Source organism: Nocardia sp. NPDC051900 (genome assembly GCF_044452545.1).
Classification (GTDB): Bacteria; Actinomycetota; Actinomycetes; order Mycobacteriales; family Mycobacteriaceae; genus Nocardia; species Nocardia sichangensis.
The window spans coordinates 156,724-171,267 of record NZ_JBITBU010000014.1 but is presented as its reverse complement, the minus strand read 5'-3'; the positions used below and the strand labels follow the sequence as shown (position 1 = coordinate 171,267).

The window sequence follows — 14,544 nt, the reverse complement described above, 5'->3', positions numbered from 1 at the left end:
CCTTACCCCTCGGGTGCGCGCTTCATGACGAAGTCGTAGGCCGCCATCGGGCCGAGCAGGTTCAACTCCACACGGCCGTCCCAGTCCTCGCCCAGCCTGCGCAGCGTGTCCTCCAGGTCTTTCTGCCGGTCCAGTTCGACCAGCACCGCGATGTGGACGGCCTCCTCCTCATGCGTGGGCTCGCGCTGGTTGACGAGCGGTTCGAACTCCTCGAGCTCGGCGACCACCTTGCGAGTGTCCTCGGCCCGCTTGGACTCGATGGCCTGATTGATCATCTCGCCGAGCGCGATTCGCTCGTTACGGGTGGCGTCCTCCGGTTTGTCGCGGATCTCCCCGGCCAGCCGGGCGGCCTCGGCGTTCTCGTCGAGCAGCTCCCGGAGGATGGTGTTCTCGACGTAACGGCCGCGGACCACGAACTGCGCACGGCCCTCGAGTTGCTCCAGCGCGGAGCGGAATTCGTCCTCGTTCGCTCCGAGTAGTTCGTTCTCCACCGCCTCGGTGTCGGTCATGACCGCGCCGAAGCGCAGCGGCAACACCGGAGCGACGGCGGCCGATCCGTCCAGCAGTTCGGCGTGCGCGGTGAGGTCGTCGGGCGTGCCCAGCGGCCGATCCGACTCGAGCATGCTGACCAGCGCGGCGATCTCGCCGTGCCGTATCACCGATACCTCACCCGGTGGGTCGCCGACGCCGCTGGCGTGCGGCTCGGGCTCCACGTCGGCGGGCACGATGCCGTAGACGTAGACAGATGTCGCAGCGGTAGTCATCAGCCCTCCTTACGTTTGGGCCTGTTCGCCGTCTGGCGCTTGTCCTGCACGTCGCCGATGAAGTCCATGACCTTCTCGCCCGCCGCCTCGAGAGCGCCCTGCGTCTTGTGCTTCGCCAGGCCCTGGGTGCCCTCGCCGACGAGGTCGGTCAGTCCCTTCGGCTGGGTGGAGATCTCCAGCCGGTTGACGGCTTCGGCGAAGCGCAGATAGGTGTCCACACTGGCCACCACGACGCGGGCGTCGATGGTCACCAGCTCGATGCCGACCAGCGACACGCGCGCGAACGCGTCGATGACCAGGCCTTTGTCCAAAATCGTATCGATCACGTCGGCCAGGCTGGAGGAGTTCGGGCGCGCCATCGTGCCCGCTCCGCCACCCCCGCCGCCGCCTGCGGGTTCGATGGTCATGCGTTTGCTCCTCGCTTCTCACGCGACCGGCGAGGCGCCGCGCTGCGGCGGCGGGCGGCGGGTCGACGGCGAGGACGCCGATCTTCGTCTTGCTCGTCCTCGTCTTGCTCGTCCGTCTCTTGTTCGTCGGTCTCTTGTTCTTCCTCGTCCGGCTCCTGCTCGTCCGGCTCTCGTTCCGTTTCCTCTTCTCCCTGATCTTCTTCGGACTTCTCCTCTTCCTCGCGGCGCGCGGTCTCGTCGTCCTTGACGACCTTGCTGTCGTGGATTTCGCCGTGCCAGCCGACGATGTCGTCGGGATGCAGTACGGACTCGGTCATCACGTGCCGCTCGAAGTGCTTCAGTTCCAGCCGGCAGCGGCGGCCGGCCGCGCGCCAGATGTTGGCGGTCTTCTCGAAGACTCCCTTGGGGTGGTACTCCAGCACCACGAGGATGCGGGTGTACTGCGGCGTTATCTCGTGGAAGGTGACCGCGCCGTCGATGTAGCCCTTGTGCCCCTTGGAACGCCAGACGATCCGCTCGAACGGCACCTGCTCGAGAATCGTGGATTCCCAGGTACGCCGCGACCAGAACACTTTGCCGGTCCAGCTGAGCTTCTCGTCGGAGACCTGTTCCACTTGCTCGAGCTTCTTGGTGTACTTCGGGAAATCCGCGAACTGGGTCCACTGGTCGTAGGCCAGGTGGATCGGGACGCCGACGTCGATGTGCTCGACGATGTTCGTCAGCTTGATCTTCTTGCTGCCGCCCTTGCCCTTGCCGCCGGTGAGCGATTCCTTCACGTTCTCGAACTGCTCGCGTAGTGAGTGACCGAGCTTGGTTTTGCCCATGCTCATAGCCGTGCTCAACGGCGAAGAGCCACCGGCGAGCTTCTGCACGCCGGTCAGCGCCGCCAGCAGGTTCCCCCCGCCGCCGCCCTCGGCGTACTCGTTCAACCGGCCCGCGGTCTTCGACACCTGGTTCGTGAGCCCGGTCACCGCGCGTTCGGTCAGCGCTCCGGTGAGGTTCTGCAACGACTGCTGCAAAATGCCGGTCGGCGTGGGCGGCGGCGCGTTCTTCTTGGCGGAAGATCCGGCCTTCTTGGCCGAGGCTCCCGCCTTCTTCGCGGATGATCCCGCCCCGGTCGCGGCTTTGGCGGCCCGGCCCGCCGTATCGGCGGCCACCTTGCCGACTCCTTCCGTCGCGTCACGCAAAATCTTCGCCATCGCCGGTCACCTCCTCGTCCGGCGCACGGGGGCCTGGCCGGCCTCGGCGCGAGTACGGCGGCGGCCGGAAGTCCCGGACGGCTTACGATCCGCGGAGTCGGACGAACGGTCGGCGGTCCGCGAGCTCGCTCCGCGCTTGGCGGTGGTGCTCGACCGGCGAGTGCGCGTCCGCGCGGCAGGCCGCTCGGTGTCGTCCTCTTCCTCGCCCCGCTCGGAATCGTCCTCGTCCTCGGGCTCTTGTTCTTCCTCTTCGTACTCGTCCTCAGGCGTTCGATCCTCGTCCTCGTCCTGGTCCTCGTACTCGTCCTCGGGCTCTTGCTCCTGGTCCTCGTCCTCGGGCTCTTGCTCCTGGTCCTCGTACTCGCCCTCTTGCTCCTCGTCCTCGTACTCGTCCTCAGGCTGTTGCTCTTGCTCTTCGTCCTCCTCATCCGCCGCCTGTGAGCCGCGTTGTTCTTCGCCCGCCAGGAGCGTTGTCCCCTGCTGTAACCGGTTGCTGAGCGCGTCCATGCGGTTGCTCGCCGCGGCGACGGCGGCCGAGCGCACCGCGCCGAGCAGTTCGTCGCGCACGGTGTCGGTGATCTTGGTCAGCTCCGGCGTCGATTTGAGCAGCTCCGTGCCGCGCTCGAGCAGTTCGGCGGGTGTTCCCGCGGATCGTCTCGCCATCGCGGCTCCCGCCAGCGTCATCGCGAAGCGCATTTTCTTCGTGCGGCCGAGCAGGTACCCGAGGCCCACCCCTAACGCGATTCTTGCTCCACCTTTCATTGCTCACTCCTTGCTCGTCTCCGCCGCCACGGCTCTGCTGAGCCGGGGCGGCGAGACTTTGACGTCCCCAGAAGTGGGATAGACCACATGGCAGCGGCCAAACTTCAGCGTATGCCTGGTTACCCGATGGGTCGATGGGTTCTGCCTGCGGAAAGCTGGGAGCTCGCAGGCTGGCGAACCTGTTTCAGCGATCACTCGGCGGTAGAGGTCGAAAAAAAATTTCGAGAAACTTCGCGAACTGTGTCGAAGGCGAGCGGGCGGCTCCGACCAGTGGGTGACAGCAAGTCACGCCACAACACAGGAGCACATCATGTCCGTCAACACGTTCCTCTGGTTCGACAACGCCGCCGAGGAAGCCGCCGCCCTGTACGCCGCGGTGATCCCGAACTCGCGGGTGGTCGAGGTCTCCCGCAACTCCGACGGCTCGGCGTTCATCGTCTCGCTGGACCTCGACGGTCATGCGGTCACGCTGATGAACGGCGGACCGGACCACCCGCACACCGATGCCGCATCGCTGCAAGTGGTCGTGGACACCCAGGATGAGGTCGACCGCCTGTGGGACGCGCTCACCTCGGACGGCGGCGAGCCCGGCCCGTGCGGCTGGCTGAAGGACAGCTACGGCCTGTCCTGGCAGGTGGTGCCCTCGGCGCTGCCGAAATTGATGAGCGGTGACGATCCCGCGAAGACCATCGCCGTCGGCACCGCCTTGCGGTCGATGTCCAAGCTCGATCTCGCGGCTCTCCAGGACGCCTACGACAACGCCTGATCGGACCGGCCCGCCGTGAACGCCGAAGACCCCGCCGGGACACCGTTGTCCGGGCGGGGTCTCGCGCGACGGCGTCGTCAGCGCCAGCGTTCGGGGGTCACGGGCGCATCCCAAGCGCGGGCGTAGCGGCGCTTGTCGGGGGCGTCGTATTCCTTGCTGCGGTAGACCACGTACGGCCGCACCAGGTAGCCGACCGGCGCACTGAACATGTGCACGAGCCGGGTGTAGGGCCACAGCCCGATCAAGGCGAGCACGACCAGCCCGTGCAGTTGGAAGGTCCACGGGGTGGCCACCATGAGCTCGGGTTGCGGGGTGAGCGTGAACAGGCTGCGGAACCAGGGCGAGACAGTCTCGCGATAGTTGTAGGTGCCCCACAGCAGGTTGCTGCCCCAGGTGTTGAGCAGGCCGGTGACCAGTGCGGCGGTCAGCAGCCCGTACATCAGCTTGTCGTTGCCCGTGGTCGCCTTGCGGACGGCGGGAACGGTGAATCGCCGGTAGAGCAGGATGCCGACACCGGCCAGCACGGCCAGCCCGGCCAGCGACCCCGCCGCTACGGCGACCACGTGATAGACGTGCTCGGAGATCCCGACCGCCGAGGTCCACGACTCCGGGATGAGCACGCCGAGCACGTGCCCGCCGAACACCCCGAGCATGCCGAAGTGGAACAGCGGACTGCCCAGCCGCAGCAGGCGGCTCTCGTAGATCTGCGAGGAACGGGTGGTCCAGCCGAACTGGTCGTTGCGGTAGCGCCACAGGTGCCCGAGCACGAAGGAGGTGAACGCGACGTACGGCAGGATCAGCCAGAGCGCGACCGGCAGATGCGGGGATGCGTTCATCGTCGGCCTTCCGATCCGTCGAACAGGGAGGGGTCCATCGCGAAGGGCTCCAGCCCGACTTCCTCCTCGGGCGGACCCTGGGCGGCGAGTTCGGCGATGCGCCTGCGGTCGGCGGTGGTGGGCGGCGGCAGCGTCGCCCCGATCGCCGCGAGCACTCCCGCGTAGGGGGAGTTGTTGTCCGACAGCGAAAGTCGCAGCAGCTCCAGCACCGGAACGTGCTCGCCGAGCAGCCGTTCGCCGCCGATCGGGTCGACGGTGGCGGCGAACTCCAGCAGCACCGGCAGATGGTCGGGCAGTTCCTCGTCCCCGAGTTCGACACCGGCGTGCCGGTAGGCGTGCTTGAAACGCAGCAACGCCATTCCGCGCTTGCGAGTGTCGCCGTAGGCGTAGAAGGTCAGGTGCAGGCTGGCGCGGCGGCGCATGTCGAAGGTCGCGACGTAGGCGGCCGCGAGTTCCAGCGGCGGGGTGGTCCGCAGGTAGTCGAGGCATCCGCTCAGGTGTGCGCGCACCTCGTCGGGTAGATCGGCTGCGGCGCTGGTCAATTGGTCGATCATGGCCAGTGTCTGCTCGGTGGGGTAGTCCAGCAGCAATGCGGCGATTCGCCACACCAGCTGGCGGTCGCGCTGGGCGAGTTCGACCACCGCTTCCGGGCGGCGGCGCAACTTCAGCAGGCTCATCGCCCCGCTCCGCTCGGCGCGGAGGCCGGATCACCCGCGACGCTGCCCGAGCCGTCGCCGTTGCCCGCGCCGTGCCCGTTGCCTGCGAGCCCGTCGCCTGCCCCGTTCGCGTGGCCGTTACCCGAGTGCCCGTTGCTCGTGCCGTCGGCGTGCCCGTTGCCGTTCGCGGCGCCATCGCTCGGTACCAGGCCCTCGGTGCTCTTGCCATCCCAGTTCAGCAGGTTGATCCGGGACGACTTCTGCTCCGGCGCGGCGTCGTTGGCGTCGGTGAGGTGGAACTTCTCCACCATCTGATCGAACGCCGTCATGCCCGGACCGCCGTCGGTGTCCAGGCTGCACCCGGTGGCGAGCGAATCCAGTTCGTGCGCACGGGCTCCCGCGCCGCTCGGGATGACATAACGGTGCTCGTACTTGGCGATGGCCAGCAGCCGGTACATCGCCTCGATCTCCTCGGGCTCCAGCCGCACCGACGGCGCGATCGAGGGATCGGGCTCCTCGCCGAGGTTCACCGACCGCATGAACGAGCGCATCGCCGCGAGGCGCTGCAACGAAGCGCGCACCGGCCCGACCTCGCCCGCGGTGAACAGCTCGGCCAGGTACTCCACCGGAATGCGCAGCGCGTCGATCGCGCCGAACAGGTTGGACACGTTCTCGCCGTCGTGGCCGGTCTCGCTGAGCACGTCGACCACGGGCGACAGCGGCGGCACGTACCAGACCATCGGCATGGTGCGGTACTCCGGATGCAGCGGCAGCGCGATCTGATAGTCCACGATCAGCTTGTAGACCGGCGAATCCTGGGCGGCCTGAATCCATTCCGGCGAGATCCCGGCCCGCTCCGCCTCCGCGATCACCCGCGGGTCATGGGGATTGAGGAACACCCCGAGCTGCGACGGGTAGAGATCCTTGTCGTCGGTGACCGACGCGGCCTCGAGCACCGCGTCGGCGTCGTAGAGCATGACGCCGATGTAGCGCAGCCGCCCGACGCAGGTCTCCGAGCACACCGTCGGAATACCGACCTCCACGCGCGGGTAGCAGAAGGTGCACTTCTCCGCCTTGCCCGTCTTGTGGTTGAAGTAGATCTTCTTGTACGGGCAGCCCGACACGCACTGCCGCCAGCCGCGGCACTTGTCCTGATCCACCAGCACGATGCCGTCCTCTGCGCGCTTGTAGATCGCGCCGGAAGGGCAGGACGCCGCGCAGGAGGGGTTCAGGCAGTGCTCGCAGATGCGCGGCAGGTAGAACATGAAGGTCTCTTCGAACTCCAGTTTCACCTGCTCCGACAGCTTCGCCAGCAGCGGGTCCTTGCCGACCTGCTCGGGGCCGGAGCCGAGGTCGTCGTCCCAGTTGGCGCCCCAGGTGACCTGCGTGTCCTGGCCGGTGATCAGCGATTTGGGCCGCGCGACCGGCGTCGTGTCGACCGGCGGGGAGGACAGCAGGTTGTCGTAGTCGTAGCTCCACGGCTCGTAGTAGTCCTCGACCGTGGGCAGATCCGGGTTGGCGAAGATGTTCAGCAGCCGCTTCAGCCGGGAGCCGGACTTCAGGGTGAGCTTGCCGCGCTTGTTCAGCGTCCAGCCGCCCTTCCACTTCTCCTGATCCTGGTACTGCCTCGGATAACCCTGTCCGGGGCGGGTTTCCACGTTGTTGAACCAGACGTACTCGGTGCCGCCGCGGTTGGTCCACGCCTGCTTGCAGGTGACCGAGCAGGTGTGGCAGCCGATGCATTTGTCCAGGTTCATCACCATGGCCAGCTGTGCCATGACGCGCATGTCAGTACCGCTTTCTCGCGTCGGTGGATGGTGCCCGCGTGCCGCACTCGCCCATGTCAGTACTCCACTTCCTGCGAGCGCCTGCGAATCGTGGTCACCTCGTCGCGTTGATTTCCGGTGGGGCCGTGGTAGTTCAGCGCGAAGGACTGCTGCGCGTAGCCGCCGATGAGATGCGAGGGCTTGATCATGATGCGGGTGAGCGCGTTGTGGATGCCGCCGCGCTTGCCCCGGCCCTTGGTGTCCTCGCCGATGCCCTCGATACGCGGCACGTCCACCGCGCGGTCCTGAGCGTGGTACATGAACACCGTGCCCTCCGGCATCCGGTGGCTGACGATGGCGCGAGCCACCACGATGCCGTTGCGGTTGATCGCCTCGATCCAGTCGTTGTCGGCCACGCCGATCTTCGCCGCGTCGCGATCGGACATCCAGATCGTCTGACCGCCGCGCGAGAGCGTGAGCATGTGCAGGTTGTCCTGGTAGGCGGAGTGGATCGACCATTTCGAGTGCGGCGTCAGGTAACGCACCGTGACGCCCCGCTCGCCGACCTCGCCGATCGATGGCTCGCGGAACAGCGCGGTCATGTCCAGCGGCGGACGGAAGATCGGCAGCTGCTCGCCGAGCTCGATCATCCAGTCGTGATCGAGGTAGAAGTGCTGCCGCCCGGTGAGCGTGTGCCAGGGCTTGAGCCGCTCGGTGTTGATGGTGAACGGCGAGTACCGGCGTCCGCCGGTCTCGCTGCCCGACCACTCCGGCGAGGTGATCACCGGCACCGGGCGCGCCTGGGTGTCGGCGAAGGTGATCCGCTTGCCCTCGTGCTCGGCGGCCAGGTCGGCCAGTTTCGTTCCGGTGCGGCGTTCCAGCGCGTGGAAACCCTCCACCGCGAGCCTGCCGTTGGTGGTGCCCGACAGCGCGAGGATCGCCTCGGCCGCGTGCGTGTCCTTGGCCAGCGACGGGCGGCCCTGCGCGACACCGGACACGACCGTGCCGTTCACCCCGGCCAGGTACTCCACCTCCTGGTCGGGATAGGTGGTGACGCCCTTGGTGGTGACGCCGAGCGTGTCGACCAGCGGCCCGAGCGCGGCCATCTTCTCCGCGATCTTCGGGTAATCGCGTTCGACCACGACCAGCTTCGGCATGGTCTTGCCCGGAATCGGCTCGCACTCACCGGCTTTCCAGTCCAGCACGCGCCCGCCCGCCTGCGCCGTCGCGTCCGGCGAGTCGTGCTGCAACGGCACGGCGACGATGTCCTTGCGCTTGCCCAAGTGCTTCTCGGCCATCCAGGAGAAGCCGCGCGCGATCCGGTGGAAGGCGTCGAAGTCGGTCTTGGCCTCCCAGGGCGGCGAGATGGCCGGGGAGAACGCGTGCACGAACGGGTGCATGTCGGTGGAGGACAGGTCGTGCTTCTCGTACCAGGTGGCGGCGGGCAGCACGATGTCGGAGAACAGCGTGGTGCTGGTCATCCGGAAGTCCAGCGACAGCAGCAGATCCAGTTTGCCGGTGGCGGCGGTCTCCCGCCAGTTCAGCTCCTGCGGCCGCACGCCGGTGGCTTCGGCGCCCTGCAGGTTGGAGTCGGCGCCGAGCAGGTGGCGCTGGAAGTACTCGTTGCCCTTGCCGGAGGAACCGAGCAGGTTCGCCCGCCACACGGTCAGGCAGCGTGGGAAGTTCTCCGGCGCGTCCGGGTCCTCGCAGGCGAATTTCAGGTCGCCGGACTTCAACCCGTCCACCACGTGCTCGGGCGCGGTCTTGCCCGCGGCCTCGGCCTCGTCGACCAGGTCGAGCGGGTTGCGGTCGAAGGTGGGGTAGCTCGGCATCCAGCCCAGCCGGCTGGCCAGCGCGATGTTGTCGGCGGCCGTGCGCCCGGCGAACTTGCCCGTGCCGAGCGGCGAGGCGAACGACTCGGCGGTGAACGGGTCGTAGCGCCACTGGTCGTTGGTCAGGTACCAGAACACGGTGCCCTGCATCTGCCGCGGCGGCCGCTGCCAGTCCAGGCCGAAGGCCAGGGTGGACCAGCCGGTGACCGGGCGGCACTTCTCCTGCCCGACGTAATGCGCCCAGCCGCCGCCGTTCACGCCCTGGCAGCCGGTCAGCAGGGTAAGGGTGAAGAACGCGCGGTAGATCTGATCGGAGTGGAACCAGTGGTTGGTGCCCGCGCCCATCAGGATCATCGAGCGGCCGCCGGAACGGTCGGCGTTGTCGGCGAACTCCCGCGCGATGCGCTGGGCCTGCACGGCGGGCACGCCGGTGATGGCTTCCTGCCAGGCCGGGGTGTACGGCTCGGTCGCGTCGTCGTAGCCGCTCGGCCACGTGCCGGGCAGTCCGTCGCGGCCGACGCCGTACTGGGCGAGCAGCAGATCGAAGACCGTGGTGACACGTTTGCCCGCGACGGTCGTGGTCGGCACCCCGCGCACGAGCACGCCGGGAACGTCGCTGTCGAAGCGGGGAATCTGTACGGCCGCAGCATCGTCGGTGCGGCCGTACAGACTCAGAAGGGGATCGACGTCCCCGAGATCGAGGTTCCAGCGGCCGGTTCCCGCTTCGCCGAACCGATGACCGAGCGACCCGTTCGGCACCACCGGCTGCGCCTGCGCGTCCAGCAGCACCGTCTGGAACTCGACGCCCTCGCCGGTGCGGCCCAGGTCGGCCGCGGTGAGGAACTTGCCGGGCAGGTAGGCCCCGTCGCGCTCGTCCAGCGTGATCAGGTACGGCAGATCGGTGTAGCGCTTGATGTAGTCGAGGAATCGCGGCGTCGACTTCTCGACGAAGAACTCCTTCAGCACCACGTGGCCCATCGCCATGGCCAGCGCGGCGTCGGTGCCGGGACGCGCGGGCACCCACTCGTCGGCGAACTTGGTGTTGTCGGCGTAGTCGGGGGAGACCACGACCACCTTCTGGCCCCGGTAGCGGGCCTCGGTCATGTAGTGCGCGTCCGGCGTGCGGGTGACCGGCACGTTCGAGCCCCACATGATCAGATAGCCCGCGTCGAACCAGTCCGCGGACTCCGGCACGTCGGTCTGGTCGCCGAACACCTGCGGCGAGGCCACCGGCAAGTCGGCGTACCAGTCGTAGAACGACAGCATGGAGCCGCCGAGCAGCGAGATGAAGCGGGCGCCGACGGCGTGGCTGACCATCGACATGGCCGGGATCGGCGAGAACCCGGCCACCCGGTCCGGGCCGTACTGCTTGATCGTGTAAACATGTGCGGCAGCGGCGATCTCGGCCGCCTCCCACCACTCGGCACGGACGAATCCGCCCTTGCCCCGCGCGGCCTTGTAGCTGCGCGCCTTCTCGGGGTCTTCGACGATCTCGCCCCAGGCCAGCACAGGGTCCTTGAGCCGGGACTTGGCTTCCCGGTACAGCTCCAGCAACGTGCCGCGCACGTACGGGTAGCGCACCCGGGCGGGCGAATAGGTGTACCAGGAGAACGACGCGCCGCGCGGGCAGCCGCGCGGCTCGTACTCCGGCTTGTCCGAGCCCACTGAGGGGTAGTCGGTCTGCTGTGACTCCCAGGTGATCACACCGTCTTTGACGTAGATCTTCCACGAACAGGACCCGGTGCAGTTCACGCCGTGCGTGGAGCGCACCACTTTGTCGTGCGACCAGCGATCCCGGTAGAACTCGTCGGCGCTGCGACCGCCGACCTTGTGCAGCGTCCGCTGATCGGACGATATCTCGCCCCGGTGGAAATATTTCCCCAGCCGCAGGAGCGCGTCCCCGGCGTCGGTGGCCGGGGCGGAGGGTGTATGACCCTGGGTACGCGAATTAACCACGACGTCCCCTTCGAGCTGTGCGATCGGGTTGATGTTCCGACTGTAAAGAGGCGCGCACGGCTGACCAAACGTCTTTCTCACAGCCCATTCGGAAGCGTGGTGAGTTGTGAGATCGGCGCAACGTCACGGTCACGGTAGCGCCGTGCTATCGGGCGGCATCCGGTGGCCCGACCAGGGGCAAACGGCTCTGAACTGGACAAAATCGGATCCGAGGGGGCTGCCCGCACGCATGTCGGTGATGCTTTGGAAACGGCGGGTTCTCCAGTGCTTTACATTTGTTAACACATTGGATCGATCTTCAGTGGGGCATTTTTCCAGTGTCCCGGCGAGTTTCGCTCGCGGCTCGGTGGCAACGTATTGTAAGCGTAATCACAATTCGCTGTGAATTCGCCCGACGTCGATCAATTGCACTGTGCTCCAGGCTCCGCCCGATCCGCCGTCGCCTCGATCGGGTCCGGGTGGCATCGCCAGTCTGGCTACCACCCGCCGGATGACACTGTCGCTCGTGACAACCGGCGGTGGACGACGGAGGGGCCGTGCGGTGGTGGAACGGCTGCCGACTCGCGGTACGCCGTCCTCGCGCAATACGGCCCCACGGTGGACGGAAACGACATCGGCATACGGGCCGACGCGCGGCTCGGTCGATCCGGCCGAAAGTGGTCGCGGTTCCGAGGAGGTTATCTGCGCGATCAGACCTGGTCGGCGGGGTTGATGTCGGCGAACGTGTCGACCCAGTGGTGCGGCGGCCGAGGCGGATTGGGCTCGCCGGGTCGGGCCAGCCCGACCACTCGCCACCCAGCGGCGACGGCGGCGTCGAGTTCGTCCGGGTGATCGGACAGGAACAGGATGCGCCCGGCGGGTGCGCCGATGGCGCCCGCGATCTTGTCGTAGGAGGAAGGCTCGCGTTTTCCGCCCGCCGTCGACAGATCGAAGTATCCGCTGATCAGGCCGGACAGACTGCCTCCGCGCGCGAAGGCGAACCAATCCTGCTGATTGCGAACCGATCCCGAGGAGTAGACGTACAGCGCGAGACCCGCGGCGTGCCACGCGGCCAGGGCCGGTGGCACGTCGGGGAAGAATTCGCCGTGCAGTGCGCCGCTGCGGAAACCCTCCGCGCAGATCACACCCTGCGCGGTCTTCAAAGGCTCGGCCTTGACGTCGGTGTCGAGCCACCCGCGCAGGATCGCGGCGACTTCGGCCGGGTCCGCGTCCGGCCGCCCGGCCAGCTCCCTGGTCGCGTCCAGCACGGGCGCCGCGGCCGCGGAGCTGTTCTCGGCCAGCCACTCCGGAAGCCGTTCGCGGGTGTAGCCGTACAGGTCTTCGCGGACCGCGGCGGTGGGGCTGGTGGTGCCCTCGATGTCGACGACTACGGCGTCGATCACGGCGCGGTGAGCAGCTCGTCGAGGGTGGGGAAGCCCGCGCTGATCTTGTCGCCGGTGAAGTCGCCGACCCAGCCGTCCTCCTCCTCGAAGAAGCGGATGGCGATGAAGTCGGGGCGTTCGCCCATGTCGAACCAGTGCAGCGTGCCCGCCGGAACCGAGAGCAGATCGCCGCCCTCGCAGACCACCGCGAGAACTTCCTCGCCCAGGTGCAGGTAGAAGCAACCGCGCCCGGCGGCGAAGAAGCGCACCTCGTCTTCGGCGTGGCGGTGCTCGTCGAGGAACTTCCCGCGGGCGCCCTTGGCGATCTCCGGCCACTGCGGGTCGGCGTCGTCGGGGTGGATGCGGGCGATGTCGATGTGCTTGTAGCGCCCGGTCTCGTTCAGTTCGGCGACGTTCGTCGCGTAGTGCGCGAGCAACTCCTCCGACGGCACCGACGCGGCGTTCTCCACCACCGGCCAGCGGCCGAACGTGATGCCGTGCCTGGCGAGTTCGGTGCCGATCATCTCGTCGTCGCTGGTGCGTACGCGCACGTCGGCCGCGTTGTCGGCGGCCATCACCTGCAGCAGGGTCATGTCAGTCCAATCTCGAGAAAATCGTCGCGCGGGCCGAACGCCGCCGGACTACCGGTGCGGCACACCAGCTCACACAATGCTTCCAGGCATTCGGCGCGATCGCGCGCCTGGGCGAGATCATCGCCCCACGCGGTGATCCCGTGCCCGGCGATGACCAGGACCGGAAGTGCGTCGGGGTGGTCGAGGAGATAGCGCTCGATGTCGGACCCGATGCGCGGCACCTCGGGCCAGTTCGGGAAGACCGGGATGTCCGCGACGGCCGGATCGCCGCTACCGAGTCCCTTGATCAACTCGTAGTCGGTGATCCGCAGCGTGCCGAGCATTCCCGGCGTCGCCGAGCGGGTGGCCAGTGCCGTGGCGAACGGCGGATGGATGTGCACGACCGCTTGCGCCGGACGGGCCCGGTAGACGGCGGTGTGGATCGTCGTCTCCGCGGACGGTTTGCGCCCCTGGTCGGTCACGGGCGCGGAGTCCGCGACGCGCACGGTGACCATGTCGCGCTCGGTGAGCTCCCCTTTGGACAGCCCGCTCCCGGTGACCACGGCGGTCGCGCCGGTGCGCACGGAGATATTGCCCGCCGTACCCGGCATCCAGCCGCGCCGGTACAGCTCGCGGGCGAGGTCCGCGATTTCCGCGCCGGGCGACTGATCGGACCGGTGCACCACACCCTCTTCGGTGACCACCGCGGTCACCAAATCGGCGGGCGTGACGTCGAAGGCCGGGTTGAAGACCTCGGTGTGCGCGGGAGCCGTTGCCACACCGCCGAATCCGGTCACCTCGGCCGCCGCGCGTTCCTCCACGACGATCTCCCGGCCGGTGGCCATCGAGAGGTCGCGGGTGGACTCCGGGGCCACCACGACGAACGGGATGCCGTGATGACGGGCGGCGAGCGCGAGACCGTAGGTGCCGATCTTGTTGGCGACGTCGCCGTTGGCGGTGACCCGGTCGGCGCCGACCAGCACGCAGTCGACCTGTCCGGTCGCCATCGCCCAGGCGGCGGCGGAATCGATGGTCAGCCGGTGCGGGATGCCCGCCTCGGCCAGTTCCCACGTGGTCAGGCGGGCGCCTTGCAGCAGCGGGCGGGTCTCGTCGACCAGCACCTGCTCGATGGCGCCGCGCTCGGACAACACCCGCAGCGTGCCGATGGCGGTGCCGAACGCGCTGGTCGCGAGCCGTCCGGTGTTGCAATGGGTGAGCACGCGCAGCGGCCGGTCCGGACACAGGCGCTGCACCAGGTCGGCGGCGTTGGTGGCGGCGGCCCGGTTGACCCGGCCGTCTTCGGCCAGCATGTCGAGGGTCTCGGCGAGGACCGCATCGGCGCCCCGGCCCACCTTCGCCCGGACCCGCCGCACCGCCCAGGCCAGATTGACCGCCGTCGGCCGGGCCGCCGCGATCCGGTCCGCTTCGGCCTGCGCCGCGGTCTCGTCCACCACGCCGCCTACGGTGTGCGCGGCGGTGGCGAGGACGACGCCGAACGCGCCCGCGATGCCGATGGCGGGCGCGCCGCGAATGGCCAGCGTCTTGATCGCGTCGATGACCTGGTCGACGGTGCTCAGCCGCAGCTCGCGCACCTCGTGCGGCAGTCCGCGCTGGTCGACGGTGACGAGCGTGCCGTCGTCCCAGACCAGTGAGCTGTCGTCCATCAG

12 protein-coding genes are annotated in these 14,544 nt (G+C 68.1%); 1 reads left to right on the top strand and 11 read right to left on the bottom strand.

All coding sequences use genetic code 11. The annotated features are described in order from the left end of the window. Positions 1–2: 2 nt before the first annotated feature. Genes ACIA5H_RS24225 through ACIA5H_RS24210 form a run of 4 tightly spaced genes read right to left on the bottom strand, consistent with a single transcriptional unit; the run spans position 3 to position 3,132 of the window. Positions 3–764: a GvpL/GvpF family gas vesicle protein gene (locus ACIA5H_RS24225; RefSeq protein WP_379256097.1), complete on the bottom strand. Its 762-nt coding sequence runs from the start codon at positions 762–764 to the stop codon at positions 3–5. Continuing rightward, a complete protein-coding gene (gene gvpJ / locus ACIA5H_RS24220; RefSeq protein ID WP_355079748.1) occupies positions 764–1,171 on the bottom strand; it encodes a gas vesicle protein GvpJ in 408 nt (135 codons plus the stop codon). The genes ACIA5H_RS24225 and gvpJ overlap by 1 nt, the downstream gene beginning before the upstream one ends. Beyond that, positions 1,168–2,370 (bottom strand): SRPBCC family protein, encoded by a 1,203-nt coding sequence (locus ACIA5H_RS24215; RefSeq protein ID WP_397077410.1) that lies wholly within the window; start codon positions 2,368–2,370, stop codon positions 1,168–1,170. Before ACIA5H_RS24215 ends, gvpJ begins: the two co-directional genes overlap by 4 nt. A gap of 6 nt (positions 2,371–2,376) precedes the next feature. After that, positions 2,377–3,132, bottom strand: a complete 756-nt coding sequence (locus tag ACIA5H_RS24210) for a hypothetical protein (protein WP_397077409.1) — start codon at positions 3,130–3,132, stop codon at positions 2,377–2,379. Positions 3,133–3,442: 310 nt separating this feature from the next. Here ACIA5H_RS24210 and ACIA5H_RS24205 point away from each other — a divergent pair, with 310 nt between their 5' ends. Next, the gene (locus ACIA5H_RS24205; protein WP_397077408.1) at positions 3,443–3,898 is read left to right on the top strand and encodes a VOC family protein; all 456 of its coding nucleotides are present in this window, start codon (positions 3,443–3,445) and stop codon (positions 3,896–3,898) included. 77 nt (positions 3,899–3,975) lie between these two features. Here the strand turns inward: ACIA5H_RS24205 and narI are convergent, their stop codons facing one another. From narI to mtnA, 7 genes are all read right to left on the bottom strand, one after another. After that, entirely contained in the window at positions 3,976–4,734 is a 759-nt protein-coding gene (gene narI, locus ACIA5H_RS24200) for a respiratory nitrate reductase subunit gamma (protein WP_397077407.1), read from the bottom strand. Continuing rightward, positions 4,731–5,411 (bottom strand): nitrate reductase molybdenum cofactor assembly chaperone, encoded by a 681-nt coding sequence (gene narJ, locus ACIA5H_RS24195; protein ID WP_397077406.1) that lies wholly within the window; start codon positions 5,409–5,411, stop codon positions 4,731–4,733. The genes narI and narJ overlap by 4 nt, the downstream gene beginning before the upstream one ends. Next, positions 5,408–7,168, bottom strand: coding sequence for a nitrate reductase subunit beta (narH, locus tag ACIA5H_RS24190; RefSeq protein ID WP_355079845.1), 1,761 nt, complete (start codon positions 7,166–7,168; stop codon positions 5,408–5,410). Before narH ends, narJ begins: the two co-directional genes overlap by 4 nt. Before the next feature lie 65 nt (positions 7,169–7,233). Continuing rightward, positions 7,234–10,944, bottom strand: a complete 3,711-nt coding sequence (locus tag ACIA5H_RS24185; RefSeq protein WP_355079736.1) for a nitrate reductase subunit alpha — start codon at positions 10,942–10,944, stop codon at positions 7,234–7,236. A 689-nt stretch (positions 10,945–11,633) separates the two neighbouring features. Next, complete coding sequence (gene mtnC / locus ACIA5H_RS24180; RefSeq protein ID WP_397077405.1) at positions 11,634–12,326, bottom strand: acireductone synthase; 693 nt, start codon at positions 12,324–12,326, stop codon at positions 11,634–11,636. Next, positions 12,323–12,898, bottom strand: a complete 576-nt coding sequence (locus tag ACIA5H_RS24175; RefSeq protein ID WP_379256105.1) for an acireductone dioxygenase — start codon at positions 12,896–12,898, stop codon at positions 12,323–12,325. The genes mtnC and ACIA5H_RS24175 overlap by 4 nt, the downstream gene beginning before the upstream one ends. Next, entirely contained in the window at positions 12,895–14,541 is a 1,647-nt protein-coding gene (gene mtnA, locus ACIA5H_RS24170) for an S-methyl-5-thioribose-1-phosphate isomerase (RefSeq protein ID WP_397077404.1), read from the bottom strand. The genes ACIA5H_RS24175 and mtnA overlap by 4 nt, the downstream gene beginning before the upstream one ends. Between the last annotated feature and the right edge of the window lie 3 nt (positions 14,542–14,544).

Coding starts and splice junctions, on each gene's coding strand:
- mtnA (WP_397077404.1), bottom strand. CDS start 14,541: ATGGACGACAGCTCACTGGTCTGGGACGACGGCACGCTCGTCACCGTC.
- ACIA5H_RS24215 (WP_397077410.1), bottom strand. CDS start 2,370: ATGGCGAAGATTTTGCGTGACGCGACGGAAGGAGTCGGCAAGGTGGCC.
- narI (WP_397077407.1), bottom strand. CDS start 4,734: ATGAACGCATCCCCGCATCTGCCGGTCGCGCTCTGGCTGATCCTGCCG.
- ACIA5H_RS24210 (WP_397077409.1), bottom strand. CDS start 3,132: ATGAAAGGTGGAGCAAGAATCGCGTTAGGGGTGGGCCTCGGGTACCTG.
- gvpJ (WP_355079748.1), bottom strand. CDS start 1,171: ATGACCATCGAACCCGCAGGCGGCGGCGGGGGTGGCGGAGCGGGCACG.
- narJ (WP_397077406.1), bottom strand. CDS start 5,411: ATGAGCCTGCTGAAGTTGCGCCGCCGCCCGGAAGCGGTGGTCGAACTC.
- ACIA5H_RS24175 (WP_379256105.1), bottom strand. CDS start 12,898: ATGACCCTGCTGCAGGTGATGGCCGCCGACAACGCGGCCGACGTGCGC.
- narH (WP_355079845.1), bottom strand. CDS start 7,168: ATGGCACAGCTGGCCATGGTGATGAACCTGGACAAATGCATCGGCTGC.
- ACIA5H_RS24225 (WP_379256097.1), bottom strand. CDS start 764: ATGACTACCGCTGCGACATCTGTCTACGTCTACGGCATCGTGCCCGCC.
- ACIA5H_RS24205 (WP_397077408.1), top strand. CDS start 3,443: ATGTCCGTCAACACGTTCCTCTGGTTCGACAACGCCGCCGAGGAAGCC.